The organism is Paenibacillus sp. MMS18-CY102, from assembly GCF_009789195.1.
Taxonomy (GTDB): domain Bacteria; phylum Bacillota; class Bacilli; order Paenibacillales; family Paenibacillaceae; genus Paenibacillus_T.
On sequence record NZ_WSTC01000039.1, the window covers coordinates 1 to 26,340 of the forward strand.

Annotated in this window: 21 protein-coding genes; 2 read left to right on the plus strand and 19 right to left on the minus strand. The window is 50.9% G+C overall.

Annotation, left to right across the window (positions count from 1 at the left end; genetic code table 11):
- Positions 1-164: 164 nt before the first annotated feature.
- The 14 genes from GON22_RS22085 to GON22_RS22150 all read right to left on the minus strand — a co-directional run bounded on the left by GON22_RS22085 (position 165) and on the right by GON22_RS22150 (position 16,730).
- The gene (locus tag GON22_RS22085) at positions 165-785 is read right to left on the minus strand and encodes a zinc dependent phospholipase C family protein (protein ID WP_160398286.1); all 621 of its coding nucleotides are present in this window, start codon (positions 783-785) and stop codon (positions 165-167) included.
- Positions 786-920: 135 nt separating this feature from the next.
- Entirely contained in the window at positions 921-1,454 is a 534-nt protein-coding gene (locus tag GON22_RS22090; RefSeq protein ID WP_160398287.1) for a hypothetical protein, read from the minus strand.
- A gap of 463 nt (positions 1,455-1,917) precedes the next feature.
- Positions 1,918-3,318 (minus strand): threonine synthase, encoded by a 1,401-nt coding sequence (thrC, locus tag GON22_RS22095; RefSeq protein ID WP_160398288.1) that lies wholly within the window; start codon positions 3,316-3,318, stop codon positions 1,918-1,920.
- 139 nt (positions 3,319-3,457) lie between these two features.
- Positions 3,458-4,888: an S-layer homology domain-containing protein gene (locus tag GON22_RS22100; protein WP_160398289.1), complete on the minus strand. Its 1,431-nt coding sequence runs from the start codon at positions 4,886-4,888 to the stop codon at positions 3,458-3,460.
- Positions 4,889-5,035: 147 nt separating this feature from the next.
- Complete coding sequence (locus GON22_RS22105; protein WP_160398290.1) at positions 5,036-5,323, minus strand: hypothetical protein; 288 nt, start codon at positions 5,321-5,323, stop codon at positions 5,036-5,038.
- A gap of 42 nt (positions 5,324-5,365) precedes the next feature.
- A complete protein-coding gene (locus GON22_RS22110) occupies positions 5,366-6,607 on the minus strand; it encodes a DUF445 domain-containing protein (protein ID WP_160398291.1) in 1,242 nt (413 codons plus the stop codon).
- A gap of 162 nt (positions 6,608-6,769) precedes the next feature.
- Entirely contained in the window at positions 6,770-7,411 is a 642-nt protein-coding gene (locus GON22_RS22115; protein WP_160398292.1) for a hypothetical protein, read from the minus strand.
- 65 nt (positions 7,412-7,476) lie between these two features.
- Positions 7,477-8,253, minus strand: a complete 777-nt coding sequence (locus GON22_RS22120; protein ID WP_160398293.1) for an IclR family transcriptional regulator — start codon at positions 8,251-8,253, stop codon at positions 7,477-7,479.
- Between the two features lie 857 nt (positions 8,254-9,110).
- On the minus strand, positions 9,111-10,556 hold the full coding sequence (locus GON22_RS22125) for an ABC transporter substrate-binding protein (RefSeq protein ID WP_160398294.1): 1,446 nt from the start codon (positions 10,554-10,556) through the stop codon (positions 9,111-9,113).
- A 107-nt stretch (positions 10,557-10,663) separates the two neighbouring features.
- Positions 10,664-11,533 (minus strand): carbohydrate ABC transporter permease, encoded by an 870-nt coding sequence (locus tag GON22_RS22130; protein ID WP_160398318.1) that lies wholly within the window; start codon positions 11,531-11,533, stop codon positions 10,664-10,666.
- 8 nt (positions 11,534-11,541) lie between these two features.
- Entirely contained in the window at positions 11,542-12,471 is a 930-nt protein-coding gene (locus GON22_RS22135; RefSeq protein ID WP_160398295.1) for a carbohydrate ABC transporter permease, read from the minus strand.
- A gap of 99 nt (positions 12,472-12,570) precedes the next feature.
- Positions 12,571-13,902 carry a response regulator transcription factor gene (locus GON22_RS22140; protein ID WP_160398296.1) on the minus strand — a complete coding sequence of 444 codons (1,332 nt, stop codon included), beginning with the start codon at positions 13,900-13,902 and terminating at the stop codon, positions 12,571-12,573.
- Between the two features lie 14 nt (positions 13,903-13,916).
- Positions 13,917-15,761 carry a histidine kinase gene (locus GON22_RS22145; protein WP_160398297.1) on the minus strand — a complete coding sequence of 615 codons (1,845 nt, stop codon included), beginning with the start codon at positions 15,759-15,761 and terminating at the stop codon, positions 13,917-13,919.
- A 144-nt stretch (positions 15,762-15,905) separates the two neighbouring features.
- On the minus strand, positions 15,906-16,730 hold the full coding sequence (locus GON22_RS22150) for a helix-turn-helix transcriptional regulator (RefSeq protein WP_160398298.1): 825 nt from the start codon (positions 16,728-16,730) through the stop codon (positions 15,906-15,908).
- A gap of 118 nt (positions 16,731-16,848) precedes the next feature.
- Here GON22_RS22150 and GON22_RS22155 point away from each other — a divergent pair, with 118 nt between their 5' ends.
- Positions 16,849-19,974, plus strand: a complete 3,126-nt coding sequence (locus GON22_RS22155; RefSeq protein ID WP_336604356.1) for a glycoside hydrolase family 2 TIM barrel-domain containing protein — start codon at positions 16,849-16,851, stop codon at positions 19,972-19,974.
- A gap of 64 nt (positions 19,975-20,038) precedes the next feature.
- On the opposite strand, the gene GON22_RS22160 is transcribed toward GON22_RS22155, so the two are convergent.
- Positions 20,039-20,605, minus strand: a complete 567-nt coding sequence (locus tag GON22_RS22160; protein WP_160398299.1) for a pyridoxamine 5'-phosphate oxidase family protein — start codon at positions 20,603-20,605, stop codon at positions 20,039-20,041.
- 153 nt (positions 20,606-20,758) lie between these two features.
- Here GON22_RS22160 and pdxR point away from each other — a divergent pair, with 153 nt between their 5' ends.
- Positions 20,759-22,237 carry a MocR-like pyridoxine biosynthesis transcription factor PdxR gene (gene pdxR / locus GON22_RS22165; RefSeq protein WP_160398300.1) on the plus strand — a complete coding sequence of 493 codons (1,479 nt, stop codon included), beginning with the start codon at positions 20,759-20,761 and terminating at the stop codon, positions 22,235-22,237.
- A gap of 50 nt (positions 22,238-22,287) precedes the next feature.
- Here the strand turns inward: pdxR and GON22_RS22170 are convergent, their stop codons facing one another.
- The 4 genes from GON22_RS22170 to GON22_RS22185 are packed head-to-tail and all read right to left on the minus strand — an operon-like array spanning position 22,288 to position 26,288.
- The gene (locus GON22_RS22170) at positions 22,288-23,496 is read right to left on the minus strand and encodes a Ger(x)C family spore germination protein (RefSeq protein ID WP_160398301.1); all 1,209 of its coding nucleotides are present in this window, start codon (positions 23,494-23,496) and stop codon (positions 22,288-22,290) included.
- The gene (locus GON22_RS22175) at positions 23,493-24,959 is read right to left on the minus strand and encodes a spore germination protein (RefSeq protein ID WP_160398302.1); all 1,467 of its coding nucleotides are present in this window, start codon (positions 24,957-24,959) and stop codon (positions 23,493-23,495) included. Before GON22_RS22175 ends, GON22_RS22170 begins: the two co-directional genes overlap by 4 nt.
- Positions 24,956-26,071 (minus strand): GerAB/ArcD/ProY family transporter, encoded by a 1,116-nt coding sequence (locus GON22_RS22180; protein ID WP_160398303.1) that lies wholly within the window; start codon positions 26,069-26,071, stop codon positions 24,956-24,958. The genes GON22_RS22175 and GON22_RS22180 overlap by 4 nt, the downstream gene beginning before the upstream one ends.
- Entirely contained in the window at positions 26,061-26,288 is a 228-nt protein-coding gene (locus tag GON22_RS22185) for a hypothetical protein (protein ID WP_160398304.1), read from the minus strand. The genes GON22_RS22180 and GON22_RS22185 overlap by 11 nt, the downstream gene beginning before the upstream one ends.
- Positions 26,289-26,340: the final 52 nt, after the last annotated feature.

Sequence of the window (26,340 nt, forward strand, 5' to 3'; positions counted from 1 at the left end):
GGTTCGCCGTTTTGCAACCCTTATTTCACAATTCTGGCCACCTGAGCTTGCTATGTCTTGGTGGCCGGTTTATTCAAGCATAGATTCTCACACTTGCCAGTTAATCTCGTGAACTGCATAAGTCCTGATGTATTCTTGCAACTGGTTTAATGTGACATTAAAACCTAAGTTATCCATTTTATCATCTCCCATTTCATGTTCCGTATTCCCTTATCAACTGATGTCTCGATATATCCAACGATCTGATTGAATGTAAATACATTTAGTTTTTCATCTAGCGCATCCTTATCGTACTCCATGTCTGCTAATGCATACGGAATAAATTGTGCAACATCTGCGGAACTAACCTCTTCTAAATCAAAAATGGCTGCCCGTCCACCTAACGATCTTTTCAGCTCATCCCTAATGCCATAGTATTCCAGCAGTTTTCCATTCAGCAATCGAAAATCGTTATGGTACAATCCCGCTACCTCTTTATCCACTTCCATTCTGTTTTTCAGCCAAGGCACATAAAAACCTTTTAACCATAAGTCATCCGCAATTAAATGTGTATAATACCCCAAAATATACAGGCTCTCCGCTTGTGAGTGATATTTATCCAGAAACCCTTTGTAGTCAATGCTTCGGGAATAGTCTTGTAATTCACCTTGAAAGAAATGGGATAAGTCTTTGGATGAAGCTGCATCAGGGGCAATGCCACCAAGCAAAAAAGCTGTTTTATCTTCAATCGACAGGCACTCAGCTATTTTATTAGCAATAAGTAAATGCATGATCCTAGAACCCATAATAATTCCTCACCTTCAAAGGTTTCCTATAACAAGCAAGTTTCAATATTAAATTAAACTGGCCATTTGCTTATCGAAACAACAAAAAAGACGCGCCCGTTGGTTGGCACGCCTTTCCCGTCTTATTGAGCTAATTTAGAACTTATCGTGGTCGCCGCCGCTACGCTTCATCAACAGCACGAGCAGCCCACCCAGAATGACAAAGCATGCCGTCAGCCCTTGCAGGCTGTTAAACGATGCGATCGCTCCCAGCGACAGCAAGGAGAAGAAGATAATCGCGCAGCTGCCAAGCACGAACACGGGAAGCAGCAGCCAGAAGAGGCGGAAGCCGAACAAGTAGAACTCAAGCAGCCCGAACGCGACAGCGAGCAGGAAGCCCGGCCACATCGTCCCCCATGCATCGAACAGCATTGCTACTTGGCAGGTCAGGCCGGATACGACCAGAATGCCGCCTGGAATGAGCATGCCTGCTGCCGCTCGCGAACGTTTGTACAAATAAGCTACGTGGAAAAAAACGCCAATCGGAAGCACGAACAGCATCGGCCAAAAGTAAGCGAAAATGTTGCCCGGTTCTGTATAGGAACGCCCATCCATTGACTGCGCCTGTATGAGCAGCCAGATCAACCCTGCTACAATGGCGATTACACCATAATTACGCCGCATAGTCATCGTTTTAACTCCTTTTTCATCTTATTGTTATTGTTCATCCGAAACTTGATGCAGCTAGCGTACCACCATGTTCAGCCTAAGTAAATGACTCCGGCGCAAAACCCGTCCCGAGTCGGAGGCCGCCTCAGCCTCACGGTCAACCGCAATCGAACTGTCGCCCGATGCGGGCGCGGCTACGCCGGATAGGGCAGGTTTCTATGCCCTATTCGCTCTCGCGGACGCTCCCGCGCCGAATAGGGCAGATTTCTGTACCCTATTCGCTCTCGCTGGCGCTTCAGCGCCGAATAGGGCAGATTTCTGTACCCTATTTGCTCCCGTGGGCGCTCCAGCGCCGAATAGGGCAGATTTCTGTACCCTATTCGCTCTCGCAGGCGCTCCAGCGCCGCAGTGCTCACCGCGTGCGCCAGCCCCAAACATAAAAGCGGTGCAGGAATAATCCCCTGCACCGCTCACAACTTCCTATTTAACCTTGCGCCGGATAAAATTTCACCAGCTCGCTCACGATCGCAGCCGTGTCGCCGTCCACGACGGTCTGGCGCTGCGGCTTATCGAACAAGTTCGAAATCTGAGCCGGGAACTCTTGCTTGATGCCCGTCAGCTGCACAGCCTCATCGAACTTCGCCGGATGCGCCGTCGCCAGCGATATCATGACGCTGCCGGATTGGCCGCGCTGCTCAGCTGCCTCTACGCCGCACGCGGAGTGCGGATCAAGCAGGTAGCCTGTCGCCGCTTCATAACGCTTGATCGTGTCGAGGCACGCCTCATTGTCTACACCATACGCGCCGAACTCGGCGCGAACCTTCTCCAGCACGTCCGCCGAGACAGATAAGCTGCCGGTCGCACGGAAACCGTTCATAAGCGACTCGATCGCTTCCGCGTCCTCGCCAAGCACATAATACAAGTAACGCTCGAAGTTGCTCGCGACTTGGATATCCATCGATGGGCTATACGTCATGCGGAAGTTATCCGGCTTGTACTCGCCCGTTTCAACGAAACGCTCGAGAATGTTGTTTGCGTTCGTCGCGATAACGAGGCGATCAACTGGCAAGCCCATGCGCTTCGCTAGATAGCCAGCGAAAATATCGCCGAAGTTGCCCGATGGCACGCTAAAGCTTACTTGCGATGCACCGCTAGCTTCTTGTACGCGGAAGTACGCGTAGAAGTAATACACGGTTTGTGCGATAATCCGAACGATGTTGATCGAGTTAATCGCGCACAGGTTGTGCTTCGCTTTAAAATCGAGATCAGCGAACAGATCCTTAATGATCCGTTGGCAATCGTCGAAGTTGCCGTGGACGGACAAGTTCAACACGTTTCTGTCCGCCACTGTCGTCATCTGCAGCTCCTGCACCTTGCTTACTTTGCCATGCGGATGGAGGATGCAGATGTTAATGCCTTCTTTGCCGCGTACGCCTTCAATAGAGGATGCGCCCGTATCGCCGGACGTTGCACCCAAAATATTGATCGGCAAATTCCGTTCGCGCGCCACGTACGTGTACAGCTGGCCCATGAATTGAAGCGCAATGTCCTTGAATGCAAAGGTCGGGCCGTGGAACAGCTCAAGCAGGTACAGCTCGTCCTTGAGCTTCGTTACCGGCGTTACCTCTGGGTGGCGGAACGTTGCGTAGCTGTCGTTCACCATGCGTTTCAAATCATCTGCCGGAATTTCATCATTCGTATAATAAGCGAGAATCGCGAGCGTGAGCTCTTGATAGGACAGCTTCGACCAAGCTTTCAGCGTCTCAGCCGATACAGCCGGAATTTGCTCGGGAACGAGCAGCCCTCCGTCATTCGCCAATCCCATTAGAAAAGCATCAATAAACCCGATTCCGCTAACCTTGCCCCTGGTGCTCTTGTACTGCATGCCTATTCCCTCCTACTATTGTCGGCCTATAAGCCGATTGAAGCGCCGCCTGCGCTACCGTATTAGCGTAATTATACGTGCCGCAGGCGCTTTTCTGCAAACAAAACCGCAAGAAAAGTTCCACCAATCGACATGCTAGCTACCGATAGCGGACCGTAAGCGTGAAGGCGCGGCCAGAGTAGGCGTACGAATAACCAGATACCACATTGCTTGCTTGTAGCGCTGCTTTCATATCTGCGATTTCATCGCCTTCATATGTCGCTTTGAATTTAATTTCCGTCTCGCGTGATGCAAGCGCTTTGCCGATATGCCCCTTCAGCTCCGCAGCGCTATGCACCGCCCAGCCATTGTACTCAAAATAATCATAAGCAGTCGCTGTCGCGGCCGGCCACTCCGACGCCGTCCACTTATGGTCCTTCGCCAGTGCTGCATCCGGCACATTAAAGTAGCTGTACACGAGGCGACCTTGCTTATCCGGCACAGGATCATCCCACGTTACGTCTAAATTGTAATATTCGCCATCGATTTTCACTTTATTCCAAGCGTGGCCCACACCGTTGGCAGTGCCCGTAACGATCTGCGAATCGATGCCTTCCAGCTCCAGCATAATATGCGCCGCATACGCATAGCCTTGGCAGACCGCCGTTCCCCGGAACAACGAACCGTAGGCGCTATAGGAATCTGTTGGGACCGTATCCTTCAAATAATTATCATAATCGTAAGCGGTATGCAGGACGAGATAATCATGAATCGCAAGCTCTTTCTCAAAATCCGTCATGCCCGGCTTAATGATCGCCGCATTGACGCGAACCGCTTCCTGATAAATTTGCTTCGCACGCGCATCGTTAAAGACGAGCGACTGGCCTTTGCGCCCAACCGAAGCCAACAGGTCAGATTCGCTGTTTATATAGATCGGCCCATAGCCTGAAGCAATGCGATAGGCGAGTGAAAATATTTGTTCACGGGAGGCATTCGCCTTCGGGCGGAACAACAAGCCCTCCTTCGCCTGCGAGCCTTGGAGCACATTGGCCGCCGCCAGCTTCCCGGACGCTTCCTTCGCCCACACAGCGATCGTGGCAGCATCAGCGAAGGATGGCGCCGCGCTTCCTTTCAGCTTATCAGCAAACCCTGCCTTGTTGATCGTATTGTATAGCATAACGGCCAGCTGTTCGCGCGTAACTGGCGAGTTCGGCGAGAATGTCCCTGCCCCCGTCCCTCCGACGAGTTCAAGCGCATACGCTTTGCGAACGTTAGCATCCTGGGTATCTGTAAAAGGATTCTCCGCCGGCGACGGCGCTTGCTTGCCAGTCAGCCGTTCATACAAACGGACGACGACCGCGCTCAGTTCAGCCCGCGTAATCGGCTTCTGGTAATCACTCATTAACTCGTAAGGGATGAGGCCGAATGCATTCGCTTGATCCACATCCGCTTTGGCCCATACGCTCGGCACGTTACGGCTTGCAGCCGATGCCGCTGCTGGTGATATGAGCAATGCATTAGCAAGCAGGAGACTCGCCGATGCTGCCATCAGCATCTGTTTGGTTGACCGTTTCTTGTGTGTAAGGTTCATCGTTGTTCTCCCCTCTTCCTACCGAAGTTGTTTCAAAACCATCATTCTTACCCCCTATATCGGCAGGAAGGGGCGGCCAGTTGACGGAATGGCGGATTTTTCCATACAAAAAAAAGACGGCGCTATTCGCGCCGCCCTCATCTTTGCCTAGTCCTCGAACTCTGCGTAACCTTTGTCCACCAGATAGTCCATCTCAGCATCGAGAATCGTCTCCAGCGTAAGCTCGTCCAGCTTCACGTCACGCTGTTTCAAAATATAATCGACCAGCTCATCGCTGTCGATATCAACTTCACCCCGCGCGTTCGGCTTTGCATTGTCGATAAACTTTTGCTCATATTGAAGCACGAGACGCACCGTATTAGCAGGTACCTTCGTCTGTGCAGCCAAATGCTCAATTAGCTCGTTCTCATCATATTCTAGCTCTTCGTTGCTCATTCTATTACCAACCCCTCTTGAATTAATATCGCCATTGTACCATTAAATCAACTGGATGAGCGAGAGCACAATGCCGACGATGAAGCCGCAGATAGCGCCATTGACACGAATCCATTGCAAATCTTGCCCCACTTTATCCTCCAGCATGCTGACTAACGCCGCATCGTCCATTTGTTCCAGATTGTCTTTCACAAGCTGGCCAATCCGATAATGGTTCGTCTCTACCAGGTGAATCGCGTACGCGAGCAGCTTGTCCTCCCAACGCGCGATCCGCTCTGGGTCCCGGTTCAAGCTACGGACGATGGACGCGTATAGCTTGAACAATGAAGGCGCGCCAGTCTGGCGCTGCTCTTCCAGCTTCTCGAGCGCGAGCGAACGCAGCTCTTCGAGCCGTGCCAGCATGAACAGCTCGCCCTTATCGCTTGCAATCGCATCCAGCACCCGCTGCTGCAGCTTTCCGATCCGCTCGTCATCCTCGGCAAGCTGCAGCAGCCTGACGCGAAGCTCGCGCATGATTGTATCGCGATAGGCGCTATCGCGGTCTTGCAGATTGCGAATGCCGGATACGAGCATGCCCTGCAGCATGCCGCCAATTTTCTCCTCGTCCATAAAACCAGCGAACGCCTGCACCGCAAAGCCCATCAAGCCGCCCATTTTCACCTCGGACAACTTATCGTTAGCCAGCTTGCCAAGCATCGCACGTGTCGTTGGCTGCTGCGACCATTGAAGCGCTTCGCCAAGCGCGTAATCGAGCACCTTCTCATCATAGCCCGCTTCCATCGTCTTGGTTAACAGATTATCCGCAAGCAGCTTAAAGTCCATTCGCTCAACCATCGCGCCAACGCCGGACTGGGCGATCGCAGCGGCACGCTCCAGCGGCAATTGCTGCACGATCGGAATCAGTTCCTCGATGGCGCCTACCCTTACCTTACGCAGGGCAACGAGCTTTGTCAGCATGCTGCCGCCTGCTTGAAGCAGCTTTAGCTTGCGGATGCGATTCTCAATGCTCGCCTTGTTGAGCAACTCATCCTCCAATGCCGAGATAAGCGCACGTACGATTTTGTCCCGATTGCGGAGCAGCAAGGATGTGTGGGGAATCGGTATGCCAAGCGGATGGCGGAACAGTGCTGTTACCGCGAACCAATCGGCAATGCCGCCAACGAGCCCTGCCTCGAAGCCGCTTTGCAGAATGAAGACCCATGTCGTGTCCTCTAGAAACAGCGTAATAATAAAGCCCAAAGCCATGATGGCAAGCGACATGACCGCTAAATAGCGAGAATTCATAAGGAGCCTCCTGATTGGAAAGAGTTACGTACAAATCATACCCTTGCCAGAACCCGCTGTAAACATGAATGCAAAACAAGAAAAGGCATTTTGGGACCATTTTCCCCAAAATGCCTTTCTCTCATGCACGAGCTCCTATGCTATAGGGCTGCATGCCGTGCTTCATTTTGTTTTGCCTGCCTTGCCCGCCGAACTGGCTTGTGCGACATCGAAGGAATGTTCGGCCGTTATTTTGTAATCATGCTTGCTAGTTTCTTGTCCGGTGAAAAATTCCGCTGTGCCAGTAACTTCATAGTGCCCGACAGGGAATCCATGCGCCGATAAGTCCTTGATAAACGCTATATAGTCCTTGTTATCCCGATCCGAGAAGCCGCCCCCACCCTTATACTGTTCCCGAAGCGGTGCGCCTTTCTTAAGCTTCGTCGTAATGGCGGGCTGGTTCATCATATAGCCGATGTTGTATCCGCGAGTGGTTTCTTTTAAGTAGAAGAAAAACGGCGAAGCCGCATGATGAATGTCTATTTCATCCTGATCGCCGACATATTCCAATTCCCCGTACAGCTTCACATCGCCCCCCGACGCTGGCTCCGCCGGTTCGATGATCAAGCGATAGATAAAATCATCCTGCTTCGTTTCTGCGATGTTGCCCGAGCCCGCCACCGCCGGTCCCGGTTGTTCCTTTTCCTTAACCTCTGGCTCCTGCTTTTGCCGCTCCCCAACCGTTCCGCATCCTGCGAGCGTGACACAAACCATCATAACGGATAGCAGCAGTATCACGAACTGCGAACCCCTCATTCGTTTCATTCATCCTCACCCCATAACCAATGACGAGACGTACGTCCAATAGGTTGCCTGCAACCATTTTAATATTAAAAATTTATACGGCTGGCGTTGCGAAACCCCAGTTCGCCAGAAATGAGCCCCGCGTATTTTTTCGTATAATAGCTGTATTTCTCAATATTCGCCTGCGTAAAACGGATCGTCGGGCCTGCGCAGTTCAGCGACCCGATGACCGTATTCTCATATGAGAAAATTGGTGCGGCTATCCCCGTCGTGCCCTCCGTCGCTTCGCCGGCAGTCATTGAGTAGCCCTGTTCGCGGATAAGCTCCAGGTCTTGTTCAATGCTCTCGCGCGTCATTGGCTGAAGGGATGGCACCTTGCTCCAATCGACGCCGCCAAGCAGCTGATCACGCGTTTTCTTAGGCAAATGCGCTAGAATGACGCGGTTGGATGCCCCAATATAAAGCGGCAGCCGAAGCCCGATCGGCTCCGATATTTTTAAGATACGCGGGGAATCGATGCTATCAATGTAGACACCCTCCGCATTCTCGCGTGTCGCGAGGTAAACCGTTTCGCTCGTCTTGTCCAGCAGCTCCTGCATGAACGGGCGGGCAACGGAACGGAGCATAAGGCTATCCCACATGAGGAAGCCGTATTTCATTATGGACAAGCCGAGCTTATATTTTTTTGTCTTTTTGTTTTGCGAGACAAAACCATGGCTAGATAAGGAGCCTAGAATCCGATGCACGCTCTGTACGGGCATTTCCAGCTCTCGGCTAATCTCTGTCACACTGAGCTCCTTCTCGCTCCCCTGTGGCACGAGCAGGTCAAGAATATGTATCGCTTTGGTAATTACGCCTGTCATGCTCCCACCATCCTTATCCTGCAAATTGGCATAACCGAATTGTTAGATACATTAGGGACACTAGTTCGTCATGTTATATTATCTAACATGTTTAGGCAAATAGAAAGAAATATCGCAAACCGGACAGGAACCTTTGGCAACGGTAAATATTCGTAATGGAGATGATCAGCGTTAGCCGTGGGCATACGGACGAGAGTGTCGGGGACACATGTAAGTACAGGCAGCAGCACATGAGTGGCGCATTAGGGCAAATGTGGTGGACGAGCGTTGCAGGAAGTCGGCGGTAGCTCAGAGCAAAAGCTTATGATAGGGCATAGAGCGGGGCAAACGAGGAAGCGGTAAGTAAACACACTTTAAACATGAACATTAGATATAACTGAACTTCTGGCTTTAAAAATTCTTCGACATTGCACGCTGGATACTGGTCAGCAGACTTTAGACATTGCACATTATCAATTAGCCACTACACATCGCCATCTAACCTAGGTTCTGGTCCTTGTACCCAAACTTGTCTGCTGCGCCATTGTATTTCATACAATGAAAGCTGGCCAAATGCACACTTAAGGCCACTGCCATTGCATTCCGTACAATGGCGACCGCCATCTCGTCGCAATTTCCTTCCACTCAGCGCGAAAGCACCACTGGTCATTGCACGATCTGCAATGGCACATGTGCTTTCAGTAATCAGGCCTCCTTCTCATTGCACAAACTGCAATGGGGCTAGCAACGAAGCTTGCGAAGCACGCAATGCCTGCAATGCTTGCAATGCCTGCAATGCTTGCAATGCTTGCAACAAAAAACCAGCCCGATCAACGAATTGACCGGGCTGGTTAGGCGGCATTACGCCGCTATTAGTATTACTTCGCTACTTCGATTTTATCGAAGTACTTCGCTTGCAGCGACTTAGCAGCTGCGTCGAGTGCCGCTTTAGGGTCTACGCCTTTTTTGGAGAATACTTGTTGGATAACGTTCGTCATCTCAGCATAGTACTCTTGCGTGTTGTATTGCGCTTCTGGTTGGCCATCGAGCAATGCATTCGACTCTGGAGCGTATTTGTATACGTTGTCGTATTTGTCGAAGATCGCTTGCGCTTTTTTGCCATACTCGGAATCCGCGCTGAAGTAGTTCATTTGTGGCGGGATGTAGTATTTGTTTTCAGCTTTGCGCGCTTGGATGTCCTTCTCAATCGACGTCAGCCAATCGTTGGAGAAGTAGTCGAACGTGATGTAACGGAATGCCATTTCTTGCTCTTCTTTCGTTGCGTTCGGGTTAACTACCAGGTAGTCGCCGCCAAGGACGCCATAGTGCTTGCCGCCTGCTTCCATAGCTGGCATTGGGAACGTCAGAACATCCTCAGATTTCATGCCGCCTTGGTTCATTGCTTGGTCAAGAGGGCCTTCTGCGCCAGCGATAACCATCGCCGTACGGCCTTGTGCGAATGCGCCTGTAGCATCGGTCCAGCCGAGTGCCCAGTCTTTAGGAATAGCGTTAGCTTCCCAACGCAGTTTGTCATACAATTGCAGCGCTTTAACGCCAGCATCCGAGTTGAATGCAGCTGTTACTTTGCCGCCTTCAGTGTTAATGATTTGGCCGCCTGCTTCGAACAGGAAGTTCGTCCAGTTCCAGCCCGCTTCGTTGCCTTTGCCCATTGGCGCAATGCCAGCGATGCCTTTAGCCGGATCTGCTACAGCTTTCGCTGTGTTCACCATGTCATCCCAAGTCCAGTCGTACGCTGGGATTGCTACGCCTTTATCATCAAGCATTTTTTTGTTTACGATGACGCTAGTCGAATAGCCTTTTTGAACGACGCCGTATACTTTGCCATCGACGTTAAATTGGCTTTGAAGCGTTGGGTTAATTTGGTCTTTGTATTCGTATTTGTTCCACAATTCCGTAATGTCAGCCGCCCAACCGCGCTGAATCAAGAACTTCGCTTCCGTTGCGAACGTATTGAAGAACGTAGGCGCTTCGTTCGACGCCATTTTGATGCCGATTTCGTTTACGTTATAATGCCAATCGCTTTTTTCTACCGTTACGTTCGGGTATTTCTCATTAAAACGGCGAATTTTGTCGTCCTCGAGCTTACGGTCTTCGACTTTATCCTTTGAAGGATAGTAGACGCTGATCGTAATCTTTTTGCTGAGAAGCTCATCCTCTGGCGATTGAGCCGTAGTGCCTTGCTCCGTCGTCGGCTTTGTTTCCGGATCTGTCTTTGTTTTGTCTCCGTCGCTGCTGCTGCCACATGCTGATAGCAATGCTCCAGTCAAAGTAAGGCAAGCAATGGTCGTTAGTAACTTCCGCATGTATACTCCCCTTTTCTAACATTCATATTTGCTTACAGGCTAATCATATCTCGCCTGAGTCTTTCGTACGATGTGTGTCCCTATTGCGATTGTGTGTAGTTTTACGCTTATCCTTTAACGCCACCCATGCTTAGCCCGCCCATAATGTAGCGTTGGAATGCCAGGAACACGGCGATCGGCGGCAACATAACCATGAACAGGATCGCGAAGCGAATGTTCACATCCAAGCGGGTCGCTTGAAGCACGTATTTGTAAATTGCCGTCGCAAGCGGATAGGTCTGGTCGCCATGCATAACCAAGGAAGGCCAGAACCAGTCATTCCATGCTGTTGAGAAGACGAAGATGCCAAGTGTTGAAATTATCGGAAGCGACAGCGGCACAGCGATTTGTGCAAAACAACGCAGTTCCGAAGCACCATCGATACGGGCCGCTTCGAACATTTCATGATGAAGCCCGTCAAAGAAGTTTTTCAACAGCAGCAGATTAAACGCGCTCGCGCCTGCTGGCAGCCAGAATGCCGCATAGGAATTAAGCAATCCGAGGTCTTTCAAATTCAGGAAGTTCGGAATTAGGTACGTAGTCGGCGGAATGAACAATGTAATCAGGAAGAACATCGCGATTGTGCGCGATTTCGGTACATTCAGCTTAGATAAGCTAAATGCCGCAAGGCCTAGCACTACGACCGTTACAACCATGTTGCCGACAAATATAATCATTGTGTTGCGCAGGAACAATGGCAGTTCTAGGTACTCCCAGCCTGTCTTGAAGTTTTCCCAATGCCAGCCGTCAGCTGGGAGGAACCTTGGCGGGAATGAATTGACCTCAACATTTGTCTTCAATGAATTAAAGAAGGATACAAGAATCGGATAGATCATGGCGCATGCCATAATGAAAATGACGAGCACCATCAGCCAATAGCCAATCCGAGTGCCTGGTTTCTTCAAGTCATAACTGGATAGGATGCCGCGTTCAGGCATTTTCATGATTAGTTCTCCCCCTTGCTTTGGAGACGGAATTGAATGATTGCTAGCACGCTCAGCACGAGGAACATGAGAACACCCATTGCGGAAGCAACGCCCATATCCAGCCTTGTTGTTGCGTATCGAACGACAAGCAGTGCGTAAGTCAACGTTGCGTTATTCGGTCCGCCGTCTAGCATAGCGTATTGCGCTTGGTAGCCTTGTGATGTGCCGATTACCTGCAACAGCAACATTAGGCCAATCAGGCCTTTAATAGAAGGAAGCGTAATATAACGAAGGCGGGCCCAAACGCCTGCACCGTCAATCTCAGCCGCCTCATACCAGTCGCGCGGAATGCTTATAACGGCCGCTAAGTACAGAAGCATTGCAGCACCGAATTGCTGCCATGTCTCCATGAAGACGAGCGAGACCATGGACCATTTTGGATCCGTCATGAACGCAATCCCTTCGCCGCCTGCCGTTGTCGTTATCGCCGCATTAATTGGGCCAACCGGATCATAGAACCAACGCCACAGCCCGTACAATACGACAACAGGTATGACGTTCGGCAGGTATGCGGCAACCCGCACAATCCCTTTGAACTTACGCAGTTCCGAAATCATCACAGCGAAAACGATTGGAACCCAGAAGCCAATGACCAACGCTAACCCCATGTAATAAAGCGTATTCTTGATCGATGTGACGACATCCGGATCATGAATAACCGTTTTGTAATTGTCCCAGCCTACGAACTCATCGCCTTTAACAAAGTCGACATGAAAGAAGCTGTAGTAGAAACCTTTGAAGATTGGCAGCCATAAAAACATCGTAAAAATAAGAAAGGCGGGCAGCAAGAACAGATATCCCCAACGGTTCTTCTTGAGGACCTGCACGATACCCGTCTTTCTTGTTCTAGTCGATTCTTGTTGTTGAATCGGCAGTGCCGTTTGGCTCATCGAGTACCCCTCATTCCATATGTGCATTAGTTACCCTTTTATTTTAGAAAAAGGAGCCCCTTGTGCACATGTGCGAATCTATTGGGATGATAGGCATTATTACTTCTTCAGCTCACTAGGGCTTACGCCATAGTATTTTTTGAATATCTTGCTAAAATGTTCCGGGGACTCATAGCCTACCCGCTCCGCTATTTCGTACCGGCGCATATCGGTTTCCAACAGCAATCGACGGCTTTCTTCCATCCGCAGCTTCATGACATACTCCCACAGGTTCATGCCAATGGTCTTCTTGAACAAATAGCTCAAGTAGTTCGGACTAACGTGGTTATGCTGGGCAACTTCATGGAGCGTAAGGCCCTTCTGCGCAAAATGCTCATCAATATATGCCTTCGAACGCTCGGCAATTCGGTTATGCTGGGCGCGGAGCTCATCCTCGGACGGCTCCTCCTTCGTGTAGAGGTCCTCGTGAAAATCGCCGTAATAGAACACATCATGGTCCGGATGGCGTTGGCTCCAACGCAAGGCTTGCACCGCTTGGCTGTTCAATAAGGGAAGCTGCTCCAACCCTTGAACAACCTGGCTGATGCCAACAATCGAAGCCAGCCCCAAGTAACGCCGAACGCTGCGATGCAAGCTGCGGCCGAACATATCGAGCCGGTTCAACTTGCTCTCCGATGCTGGGGCATTCTCATACGCTTCCTCGTCCCACTGCATAATAATGCTCAGCTCAGCATCACCGGAATAAAAAGCGATTGAGCCTTGGTCTGATTCCAATAGCTCTGCTGCGATATTAAGCGCACCATAACGAAGCAAACGGCTATCCCGTTCCGAAACCTCCCGGTCAGGCCCCTGCAGCTGCAGCCGAAGCTTAATGACTGCAAAATAAGGGCCGGCAAGCTGTACGCCAAGCTTATCCAGCTGCGCGGCCACCTCTTGGCTAGCGCCAGCCTGCTCCCCAATCAAGCGATTTAGCAGCTCCGTTCCATGGTCAGATGGCTCCGACATGCGAAACCGCTCATGCAGCGTTTCGATCCCATCTTCCTGCGTTTTCAGCCGCTTCTCCAGCTTCAGCAGCACATTGCGCACCGAATCAAGCAATTGCGCCCCATCCAGCGGCTTGATCAAATAATCTTTTGCCCCCAACCGCATCGCCAATTGTGCATATTGGAAGGTCTCATGCGCCGAAATGACGATCGTTTGAATCCACGGCCGGACTAGCTTCGCTTGATGCATCAGCTCAATCCCGCTCATAGCGCCCATCTGAATGTCCGTTATTAACAGGTCGATCTCTTCCATGCGTATATAATCCAGCGCCTCATAACCATTATGGGCGACGTAGAGCGCTTCAATCCCAATGCCCGAGGACGCGAGCAAACTGCTGAGCCCTTGGCCAATCAACGGCTCATCATCGACAATTAAAATACGATGCATAGCTGCACCCTCCTTTAGTTCCTTTCATCATTCTCTAGGTATTGCTCCGCTTCTCCTGGCGGAACCGTGACAGCTGGCAGCGCAAGCTGCGCAATCGTCCCCCCGCCTTCGCGAGGGCTGTATCTCAGCCCGTATTCAGGGCCAAAATGCAGCTGAATCCGCTGTTGAATATTGCGAATGCCATACCCTGACTGTTCACCGCTCGCTGTTGCGATAAGGGTACGTTCAATTGCTTCACAGTCGATTTCCTTGTAGCCGTTGTCTTCAACTCTTATCGTAATTTGCTCGGCCTCTACGTGAACCCGAATGCCAATCTCTCCGTCTTCGCCCATATGCTTGATGCCGTGTATAATGCTATTTTCAATTAGCGGCTGCAGGGTGATTTTGGGAATGAGATACACCAGCGCTTCCTCCGGCACTTCCCATACTACCGAGAACGAGAATGCATAACGATGCTGCTGCAGCTTAATATAAGCAGCTGCATGCTCCAGCTCTTCGCCAATCGTAATCAGCTCGCGGCCGCGGCTGAGGCTAATTCGCATGAGCTTGGACAAATCCTTAATCATCTCCGCTGATTCAGAGCGGCCTTCAATTGTGCTTTTCCAATAGATGCTCTCTAAAGTGTTGTAAAGCAAATGCGGATTAATTTGCTGGTACAGCATTTGCAACTGCGTTTCCTTCTGCTTGATTTCCATCTGGTACTTGTCATGGATAAGCATATTAAGCCGTCTAGCCATATCGTAGAGAGATGTCATAAGTATACCAACCTCATCCCGTCTGTCCTTTCCAGGCGTGCCTGGCACTAGTTTGCCCGGCTCGTACGTTCGGGAGAAGGACGCCATTTTTTGCAGCGGCTTCATCAAGGAACGCCAGAAATATGTCATCACGATACAACATAGCACTAAATAGGCAATGGACAAAACCGAAATAACGCGTTTAATTTCGGTCTGCTGCTGCATGAGCGACTTTGTCGGAATTTGATAGACGAGCTTCTGTCCGACTCCGTTATTCGTCGCTACGTAAATCACATCGCCAGCAATGACATGCGATACCTTGCCTGAACCATATTGTTTTGCCACATCTTCCGGCATTTCAAGCATCGTGCCCATTCGGCCCATATCACTCGATGCCAGAATGACGCCCGTGGCGTCTGTGAAGAAGAGGCTTCCGCCTTCCGGCAGGTCAACTGATTTCAATGAGGTGCCGATCTTTTCCTCCATATTTGTTGCAACAAGCACGCCGATTACGCCTGTTCCCGTGCTTGTATCCCGAACGGCACGGATGTATGCAAGCGTCCTCTTGCCTCCTGACGTTTCAACCATGCTTGGCATAACCTTCATATACCCATTGCCCTTGCGAGCAACAGCTTCGTCATACCAGACCGGCTTGTGCTCTTCGTCGAAAAAATATACCCCCGTCGATAACATCTGGCGCTTGGGTGCAAACGCATACACATTATTCGGGTCGTAGACGTAGAAAGCGTAAGCGATCGGGTCGGTTCCATCTGCCTCGGTCGAATAGTTCGACAACAGCTTATCGACCGCCGTAAACCTTCGAACCCGTTCAATCACTTCGCTTGATACGGCGTCTGCGTCCGTCCGAAGCTGCTGCGTGATCGGGTTTCCGATAATGGTGGATGTTATTTTGCTAACCGTATCCGTATCCCTGCTTATTAATAATAAATTCTGCTTGTTCAATTCTGCATAGGCGCTCGTGACATTCCTTTTCATGATATCTTCCGCCTTTGCACTGCCAAAAACCTGCAGCACAAGGATCGGAATGACCATAACGAGCAGCAAAAGCAAAAGCTGTCGGTTGACGCTCAAGCGCGTCAGCGGATTAAAGCCATATCTGCCCACTGTATTCTCTCCCTCCGCCGTTACTTGTACTATAACAAAATTCCTTTTCACCGGAATGCCTGTTGCTATGTAAATAAGGTGCATAATTACGCAAAACATAACTTTCCTTATGATTGTTTCGCTAATACAGCGTAAGCTCCTCTGTTACCGATTCAAGCCATGCATCTTCTTGAAGGCATCTGGGCTCATACCTGTCTGCCTACGGAATACGGCGCAAAAGTAACTCACATTATCGAACCCGACCATGCGGGCGATTTCGTACATTTTTTTGGCCGGCTCGTTAACCATCAGATGCTTCCCTCGATTAATGCGCTGCTGGTTCATGTAGACGGTCGGGCGGACATGCAGTACTTGCTGGAATAGGCGGCATACGTATTGCGGTGAAACATTGGCAACTCCAGCTAGTTCGTTCAATGCCAACGGGCGATGCAAATGCGCTTCAATATGCTGCAAAATCGGCTTCAGGCGCTCCCGCTCCTGCGCCTGGCTAGCCGGGGCGAGCAACACTTGCTTCAGGTCCAGCAGCAGCGCGAACAGCAGCTTCGCACGTTCGTTGCTTGCCTCCAGCACATCGTCCATTCCCAGCGTAATCATTTGCTCGAGCGGCGGAAGCAAGCTGCCTTCCCGCATACGGACAGGACCTGATTCGACAACGCCTGCATACTGCAGCATCTGCCCCGATTCCCGCCCGTTGAAGGAAACCCAAGCGACTTCCCACGGTTCGGTAAGCGGCACATAAGCATGTTCGATGCGCGGGTATAGGAAGAAAGCTTCGCCTGGCCCTACGATATGGCGCTCACCTGCAATCGTTAGCTCACCTTTGCCTTGGAGCACTTGATGCAGCTGATAGTCGGGAAAGCCATCAGGCCGGACCATCTCGCCTTGATGCTCCCAATAGCCGACTGTCGTGACGTACACGGGCAGCCGCCTCGCGTCGTCCTCCGGACAGAAAATGCAACAGCTGTCCATCCCTAAACCTCGTTTCATATTGTTATATAAATGCGTAATATTGTTTTATTTTATTAGTATACTTTCAATTCTATAATATGAATATAGCGATAACGACCGAGCTCAAGGAGATGTTAAGGTGCGTAACAAATGGATGTATCAGCCGCCTGCCAACGGGTATCCAGAATGGAACAATAACCCGGAAATTTTCCAATTAAACCGAATGGATGCGCATGCCTCTCTCATGCCATTCCCAACGATACAAGATGCACTGTGCGGCGAGCATGCCGCTTCGCCTTACTACTATTCCCTTAACGGCATCTGGAAGTTCGCATTTGCCGAAACGCCTGAGGAGCGGATTAGAAGCTTTTACGAAACGAGCTTTGACAGCAGCGGCTGGGCGGATATGCCCGTCCCTTCCCACTGGCAATTCCAAGGCTACGATTATCCGCATTATACGAATGTCCGTTACCCGTGGGCGGAGTCCGAGCCGGAGCTGCAGCCGCCCTTCGCCCCGACCCGCTACAACCCTGTCGGCTCTTACATACGTACGTTTCATGTGCCGGAAGCTTGGAATGGCCAGCCCGTATACATCAGCTTTCAGGGCGTTGAGTCGGCATTCTATGTATGGCTTAATGGCGAGCTGGTTGGCTATAGCGAGGATACGTTTACGCCTGCGGAATTCGACCTGACGCCGTATTTGGTTGCGGGCGATAACAAACTTGCCGTTGAAGTTTATCGCTGGTGCGATGCAAGCTGGCTTGAAGACCAAGACTTTTGGCGGCTTAGTGGCATTTTCCGCGATGTTTACTTGTACACGACACCGAAGCTTCATATCGCTGACTTTTTCGTTCGCACTGCGCTGGACGAAGCTTATCGCGATGCCGAGCTGCAGCTAGATGTGAAAGTAAGAAACTACTTTCACGATGCTGGGGCGGCGTGCCGCATCGAGGCCCAACTGTATGACGGGCAAGAGCAGCCATTATGGAGCAAGCCGCTTGATGCGGCAGTTTCGTTTGCGCCTCAGCAAGACATGTCCAAGCTTGAGCTATCCGCTCTTATCGCGAGCCCGCTCCTCTGGAGCGCCGAATCGCCGAATCTGTATACGCTCGTCCTCTCGCTTGTGGATGCATCAGGCGTGCTGCTGGAGGCAGCCAGTTGCCGCGTAGGCTTCCGCCGCTTCGAGCTGAAGGACGGATTGATGCAAATCAACGGCAAGCGTATCGTCTTCAAAGGCGTCAACCGCCATGAATTTAGCTGTGAGACCGGGCGTGCGCTGAGCAAGGAAGACATGGTTCGCGACATCGTGCTTATGAAAAGCCATAACATTAATGCAGTGCGGACATCCCACTATCCGAATCAATCCAAGTGGTACGAGCTATGCGACGAATTTGGCCTGTATGTGATCGATGAGACGAATTTAGAGACGCACGGTTCTTGGTCGTATGGGCAAAAGGAACTGGCAGCCCGAACGGTGCCAGCCAGCCATCCCGAATGGCGGGAAAACGTGCTGGACCGCTGCAACTCCATGTTCCAGCGCGACAAGAACCATCCGTCTATCGTCATTTGGTCGCTGGGCAACGAATCGTTCGGCGGCGATAACTTCATCGCGATGCATGATTACTTGAAAGCATGCGATCCTACGAGGCTCGTGCACTACGAGGGCGTATTCCACTATCGGCCTTCTGAGGCAGCTTCCGATATCGAATCCACGATGTATATCAAACCGCATGAGGTTGAAGCCTATGCGCTGAACCAACCGGCGAAGCCTTACATTCTGTGCGAATATGCGCATGCGATGGGCAATTCCTGCGGCGGGCTGCACAAGTACACCGAGCTGTTCGACAAATATGATGTGCTGCAAGGCGGCTTTATTTGGGATTGGGCCGACCAAGCGATTCGGACGGCAACAGCGGACGGGGTTGCGTATCTCGCCTACGGCGGCGACTTTGGCGAATCCCCGCATGACGGCAATTTCAGCGGCAATGGGTTGCTGTTCGCTGACCGAACAGCTACGCCTAAACTGCATGAAGTAAAAAAATGCTACCAAAACATCGCGATAGAAGCCGTCAATCTATGCGATAACAAAATTAGCCTTCGCAATAAGCTTCTGTTTACGGATCTGGGCATCTATGACCTGCACTGGGAAGTGATGCAGGACGGCGAACTGGCCGAGCATGGCGTTATGCAGCTGCCCCTCGCTCCAGGCGAGTACGCGATTGTTACGCTCCCATATCAAATGGATTACGCTCCTGCACATGAATATGTGCTGAACGTATCGTTCAAGCTTCGCTCGTGTACAGCGTGGGCAGAAGCTGGACATGAAATCGCTTGGGAACAGTTCATGCTGTCTCCCCGATTCCTACAAACGTCGGCTGCAGCCGGAGCGGCAACCAAACCGCCGCTGCGCGTATCCGAGCAAGGCGGCCTATTCACGGTTGCCGGCAATAAGCTGACCGTAACGTTCAGCCGCGCTTCGGGCGATCTCGTATCCTACAAGGATGGCGGGCTGGAGCGCCTGCTTGAACCCGTTCGGCCGAACTTCTGGCGTGCCGTTACCGATAATGATCTGGGCAATAAGCTGCAAGAGCGCTGCGGCGTATGGAAGGATGCAGGCGCTAATCGCAAGCTTGCCAGCTTCAGTTGGCGAATGGAGAACGAGCGCTGTATCATCCACGCCGCTTATATGTTGCCAACCGCCCCTGTCTCCTCTACGGTAACGGTGCGTTATGAAATAACAGCCGATGGCAGCATCGCCATCGAGCAGGAGCTCATTCCTGGCAGCGATAAGCTGCCGGAAATTCCTGAGATCGGCATGCTGTTCGTGCTTGCCGGGCAGCTCGATACGATTGCTTGGTATGGGCGCGGGCCACATGAGAGTTATTGGGACCGCAAGTCCGGCGCTCGCCTTGGGCTATACGCCGGCAAAGTGCGGGAGCAGTTCGTCCCTTATTTGCGCCCGCAGGAATGCGGCAACAAGACGGATGTCCGATTCGCTAGCTTGACGGAAGGCGCCAATGGCGCAGGCTTGCGCTTCGAGAGCACAACAGCGATGGAAGTGAACGCACTGCCTTGGACACCGAGCGAGCTGGAGGCTAGCGACCATACATACAAGCTGCCAACTTCAAACCGTACGGTTGTGCGCATTAACGACAAGCAAATGGGCGTCGGCGGCGACGACAGCTGGGGCGCACGGACACATTCTGAATATGTGCTGCCGGCCAATCGGCCTTACAGCTTCCGCTTTACAGTCAAGCTTGTTTAAGCAAGAAACGCCTATTCCCTCCCGTTATCATGGGCAGGAATAGGCGTTTTTCGTTTAGGCCGGTTTAATCGCGTTCAAACGGCATGCTCTCATGTTGCCCCGGGCGGAAAATGCGCCCCTCTTGCGGCGCATTTTCCTTGGCGGTCATCGTATCGACCGACAGCTTGAACACGATTGTGCGGCTGCCTAGCGAGGAGCGATATTTGTCCACATGCTGCGCAGCAAGCGGATGCCGATAGAAGCCCGGAACGTATTTATCCAGCATCTTCTGCATAGCTGCGGCCGCTTCGTCCAGCGACTCGATAATCGAGAGGCTGCCGAACAGCATCACGCTCATATAGGCCGTGTCCGTGTGCGCAGGCACAGGGGCGGTCATCGTGCCGTAAGATTCGCTAACTGTGAAGCAGCCTTTCGCGTTTTGCTTCATATATTCGTTCTTTCGTCCCTCCTCCGCCCCATGGAAGTAGATCGCGCCATTCATCCACACATAATTGAGCGGCACCGCATACGGTTGGTCCCCATTCGACAATCCGAGAATTCCCGTCTCGGCGTGCTCTAGAAAGGCATGAATCTTCGTCTCGTCCGTGCAGGCGCGCAGTTGCAGGCGAACTTTGTCAGCAAAAGCATACATCGTTGATCAACCCTCTCTCCAATTCTCTGTTTGTTTGCTATCATGCGTTCATCATATTCGATATTTGACCTTATACAAATAGACAGATACACTCAAATTAATAGGGTCAGAATTGTGAGATGGCAATGAACAGAACGGAGTGGAAAGCATCAGATGGAGATCACGCCAATATTGGATCGGGACAGCGGACAGCCATTATACTTGCAACTGTATCGCCATATTCGAACGCTTATGGAAGATGGCCGAATTGGCGCTGGCGCTCGCCTCCCGTCGATACGACAGCTGAGTGCACATCTACAGGTGAGCAAGGTAACGGTCGAGACCGCCTATCAGCAGCTCATCGCCGAAGGGTATGCCCAAAGCAGGGAGCGAAGCGGCCTGCGGGCTCTCCCGATAGAGAAAGCGCCTGAAGCAGTAAGCAGGAACAGCGCCAGCAACAAAAGCATCTATCGCGGGAATGGCTCATTTGCTAGCAGCAGTGCCCGGGAAATGCCGCCTCGCACGGATAGCAACGAAACAGAGCGCCGCGAGAATCGCGGCGCCCTGCCTATGATTGACTTTCAATATGGCGACATCGATGTGGAACGGTTCCCGCTGAAAGCTTGGCGAGCTTGCCTTCATCATGCGCTCGATTATGATCTGCGCGAAGTACTGGGTTATGGGCATCCGCAAGGCGATGCAGAGCTGCGCGCAGAGCTTGCCCGTTACTTGGGCGAGTCGCGGGGCGTCCATTGCACAGCGGACCAGATCGTCTTAACAGCAGGAACACAGCAGTCAATCGCTCTGCTGTGCAGAATACTCCAGCTCGCAGGACGAGCCGTAGCGATGGAAGATCCGGGGTATAGCCGCGTACGAAGCGTGTTTGCCGATCATAAATGTGCGATGTTCCCGATTCCGATTGAGCATGATGGCCTGTCCATTGCAGCGCTTAAGGCAAGCAAGACGGCAGCCGCCTACGTCACGCCATCGCATCAATTCCCGATTGGCAGCGTGCTGTCTGCACAGAAGCGCCATCAGCTCATCCAATGGGCAAACGAAATTGGCGCGTTCATCCTTGAGGACGATTACGATAGCGAATTCCGTTATCAAGGACAGCCCATTCACGCCTTGCAAGCGCTCGATCAAGACGGGCGCGTCATCTATCTTGGCACGATATCCAAGTCATTCCTGCCCTCAGTCCGCATGAGCTATCTGGTCCTGCCACTGCCTGTTGCTGAAGCATCGCTTGCACGCCTCGCCTCGTATAACACAGCTGTTTCACCGCTCTTGCAGCGCGCTGTCATGCTGTTCATGCGCGAAGGCCATATGGAGCGGCATGTCCGACGTATGCGTAGGCTATACCAAGCGAAGCACCGCCGCCTCATCCATTCTTTGCAGGTGCATATGCAAGACCGAGTCTCCATCATCGGGCAAAAAGCGGGCCTGCATCTGCTGCTCGACATCCATGGCAAACAGCGCGATGAACTTATCGCACTTGCCGAGGCTGCTGGCGTACGCGTCTATTCGCCAGCGCCGCAATGGAGCAATCCTGCGCAATGCCCGCCATCGCTTATCATGCTCGGCTTCGGCGGCGTACCTGAGCAAGCGATCGAAGAAGGCATTCGCCGGCTTGCTGCCGTTTGGTTTAACTGAACAATTAGGGAGCTGCGCCATTAACCCGAGTAATGGCGCGGCTCCCTAATTCATTTCGGGATATCGTTCAGGAAGCTTTTCGAAACAATGCCATTGCTTTGAATCTTGGCTTTCACGGCCACCGTCACTTTCGCTTTAACAAACTCCTGGTCCCAATCGCTCTTAACTTTATTGAAACTACGATAATGCTGCCTCATCATCTGCTCGCCAAATCCAAATATATCGCTTCCGTACTCCTTCTGTACTTTCTCGATCGTTCCCTCCACGCCCTTCTTAATCATCTGTTCTGTGATCGATTCGGTTTTACTGTATCCATTAATCTTATCCAACCTAATCGTCCGGCATTGATTTTCGCTAATATCCCCTTTCACGTTAATCTGGATGCGAACGTTTGGGCGATGATTCGCATAATCCACTTTCACATGGCTGTCCGAATGAAGAATTTGAACCTGTACATATTTATCCGATTCACATGGAACTGTCAGCGATGTTTGCTTTATCTTATTTTGTGCCCACAATACATCGCGTGTTTCCTCCACTGTCAAGAAGCCGAGCAACTTTGCCCGTTTCATGACCGCCGTGCCATCCGCTATAATTTGCGTCGATTGTACCGTATCTTTAAGCACTTCGGTATTGAACGCTTTCGACGAGGGATGCTCAATCGTCACCGAAGAAATCACTGGCTGTTTACCGTCACTCGTAATATCCCGAATGAAATCTTTCAAATGAACGTTAGGCGTGCCTCCCCAATTTTTTGCAACGGAATCCAACTCATATCTAATTTTGCCAACAGACACCGTAACCATCGGAATAAGAATCTTATTGGGTTCAGATGCTGGAATGCGATGGGCAACAACCATTTGAATATCATTGCGGACATCTGCCATGCTTTCAAGAAAATCAAAGAAGGGCAGCCCTTTTTCATCCGTTAGCAGCTTCTCGTCCAGCATGAGCAGCATCATATGGCTTAATTCCAGCTTGCGGCCCGCTTTCTCCTCAATTTTAAAAAAAGCCTCATTCATCGTGTTCCCTTCACCATCTAATACGTATGTCGTCGCGTTTCCCCTTCTCTTGCCAGAAGCAAACTCCATTGTGTTGATGATCTGCAAGTAGACATGATAATTGAATTTCTCGCCATTCATTACGGCTACACTGCTCACGATCACATACTGGTTTGCCGTTCGTATATCCCAGCAACCGGTTAAAGCGACACTAATAAGGGAGCCCAATAGGATAATCATGATTGTTCTGCGTATCATGAAGCATCCTCGTTCTTCAGCGGTGCACGAAACACCATATCCCTATGTGCCTTAGGCCGCATTGGCGCAACGGGGGTAAGGTAGGGCACGCCAAATGATTGTAAACTGACCAGATGTACAGTTAGCAGGGCAATTCCAATAAAAATGCCGTAAACCCCTAACACAGCACCGAGCAAAAGCAAGCCAAAACGGATTAAGCGAACGGTACTGCTAAAATCATAATGGGGAACGAGCAGCCCGCAAAGCTCGGTAGCTGCAACTACAATCAATAAAATGCTCGACACAATGCCGGCTTCCACAGCTGCCTGCCCAAGGACGATTGCGCCTGCGATCGGAACGGCTTGCCCAAGGACGCTGGGCACACGTGTGCCCGCTTCGCGCAGCAATTCGAATAAGAGCGTCATTGCCACAAGCGCAACTCCAGTCGTAAACGGAGACCCTTGCTCCTGTCCGCTAATGGAGTAAAGAAGCAGCGTTGGCACCATTTCTGAATGGTAATAGATCACAGAGATATAGAGCGCTGGCAAAAATAATGACAAAATAAGGCTCACATGCCTCATTAACCGCATAAACATGGCGAGGACTGGCATCACGTAATAATCGCCTGCCGATTGAAAGAAATTGCCGTACACTGCTGGACCAATAAGCACGAACGGGCTTCCATCAACAATGACCACGCATTTCCCTTCAACGAGCGCGGAGGCTGCCGTATCCGGCCTTTCTAAACTTAGCAAGGTGGGGAAGAACCATGATCGGTTTTGGCTGATGATTTCTTCCACATTAGACGAATCATAGATCGCCTTCACACGCATATTCGTTAATCGCAAACGAAATTCGCTGACTAGAGACTCCTCTGCTGCGTTAGCCAAATAAGCCAGGGAGATGCATGTCTTCGTCTCTTCCCCTGCCATAAATGATTCAAACCGAAGCAACGGATTCCGTAGCCGCCGCCGGATTAATGAAATATTGGTTTCCAATGACTCTGTGAACGATTCCTGCATGCCGCGAATGACTTTTTGGTTTTTAGGCGCTTCTATCGCTCTGGTTGGCATGCCCCCGACAGTGATGCACAGGACTTGCTCCACGCCATCCACAATTAGAAGGGCATCCCCGCTGAGGAGCTGGCCAGCCGCTTCCTGGACAGTAGCCGCATAAGCAAAGGCTAAAACGCCCAGCTTTTCTTGGCGAAACTGTTCGAGTTGCTGCAAGGAATCCACGGACAGCTGGGAAGCAGCGCTTCCCTTAAGCGGCTCATGCAATTTCTCCATCAACGATTGGGCGTCAGCCATCGACGTTAATGTGCATAAGAACCCATGCGAAGTGCCGATTTGAATCGCCGAAGATTGAAAATCAGAACTATTTCCCAAAAGCTCGCGCAGTTGCAACAGCGTATCGTTCGCATCCTTGTTCAACGGCATGGCCATGCTGCCCTCTTGTTTTGTTAATGCCCGACTCACACTCATTTCTCTTCTCCTTCCTTGCCCTCCCTAGCTGCTTTAACCATCACTGCAAGCAGCATAAAGAATGGAATCACAAATTGCATAGGGACATGGATATATAGCGGCACAACCTTCAATCCTTCTTCCGCATGTTCGGCGAATGAATCCGCGGCGTAGATCGAAAGCAACGCAATAATGCAAGAAATCGGAAACGCTGCAATGCGGTACGGAATCCGAAATAAATGCTCAATCCCTTTTAGCGCGCCAAACAAGAACGCAGACACTTTAATGAGGATCGTCACAAACATCATGAAAATGACAAGCATCTCTAGCCGTTCAAACAGATAAGCAAAAGAAATGTCCCGAACGGTAACCAGTAAAGGAAATAGCGATCTAATTTTGGGCTTCACATCAAGCGTAATCGTTTCTAGAATCGTCGCGCATGTGAGAATCAAACCTGCTGTGCCGATCGCCCAGCTTGATACAGCCCCGGCTTTATCCCCTGCTGATGTAAATTTCAGGAACATGACCAACACGATCAATTCCCCAAAAGGAAACGTAATAAGCGCAGGGAACACAGCAGCGAGGACAGGCTTCACGCCATCGCCTAGCACAGGCTGTAAGTATGTGAAGTGATATTCATGATCCCATATCGTGAGCACAACTAATAAAAAGAAAATGATGAGAATGAACAAAAAAAACAACTCAGCCGTTTTAATAAATGCGCCAGCCCCGTGCCAGAGCATATAGGCAATAACCGAAGTGAACGTAAACACAATGACCTCAATTGGCGTTGTAGCAAGCACGGCCGTCGAGATGATTTCAATAAAGTCCCGAAGCACTCGTGCGCCGAGGTACAGAAAATAAAGAATATATAAGAAGATGACAACACTGCCTGCGATATGGCCGAATGCATAACGAGCAATCTCATATAGGTCAAAGCTAGGCTGCCTCGACTGCAGAAACCGATAAAACATAAAGATGCCGATGCCAATCGCCGTGGCCGCCAGAATCGCAATCCATGAGTCACGCTTTGCCTCTTGCCCAATGTTCATGACAATCGCGCTTCCCAATTCGAATAAGACGATCAGGGAGAATAACTGCCAGCGCGAAATGGCAAGCTTATTATCGTTCATCTTCTCCTCCGCTTGTCGATTGTTTTTGTTTCTTTCTCATTTGCCTATCGGCAATCAAGCAATAGAAGAATCCACATGAAGCGATTCCCAATTGAAAAGTGAATCCTGATTCTTCTATTCCGCCCATCCCTTTTATGCCAAAACTCAGAACGTCGATCAAGTAAATACAAGCAAAAGCAGCGCAGCCTACGCCTAGAAAAACAGCCGTTAACATCACAATCGCCCAACCTTTTCCCTATTCATTTATCTCTTATGGTTTACTGTTCCAT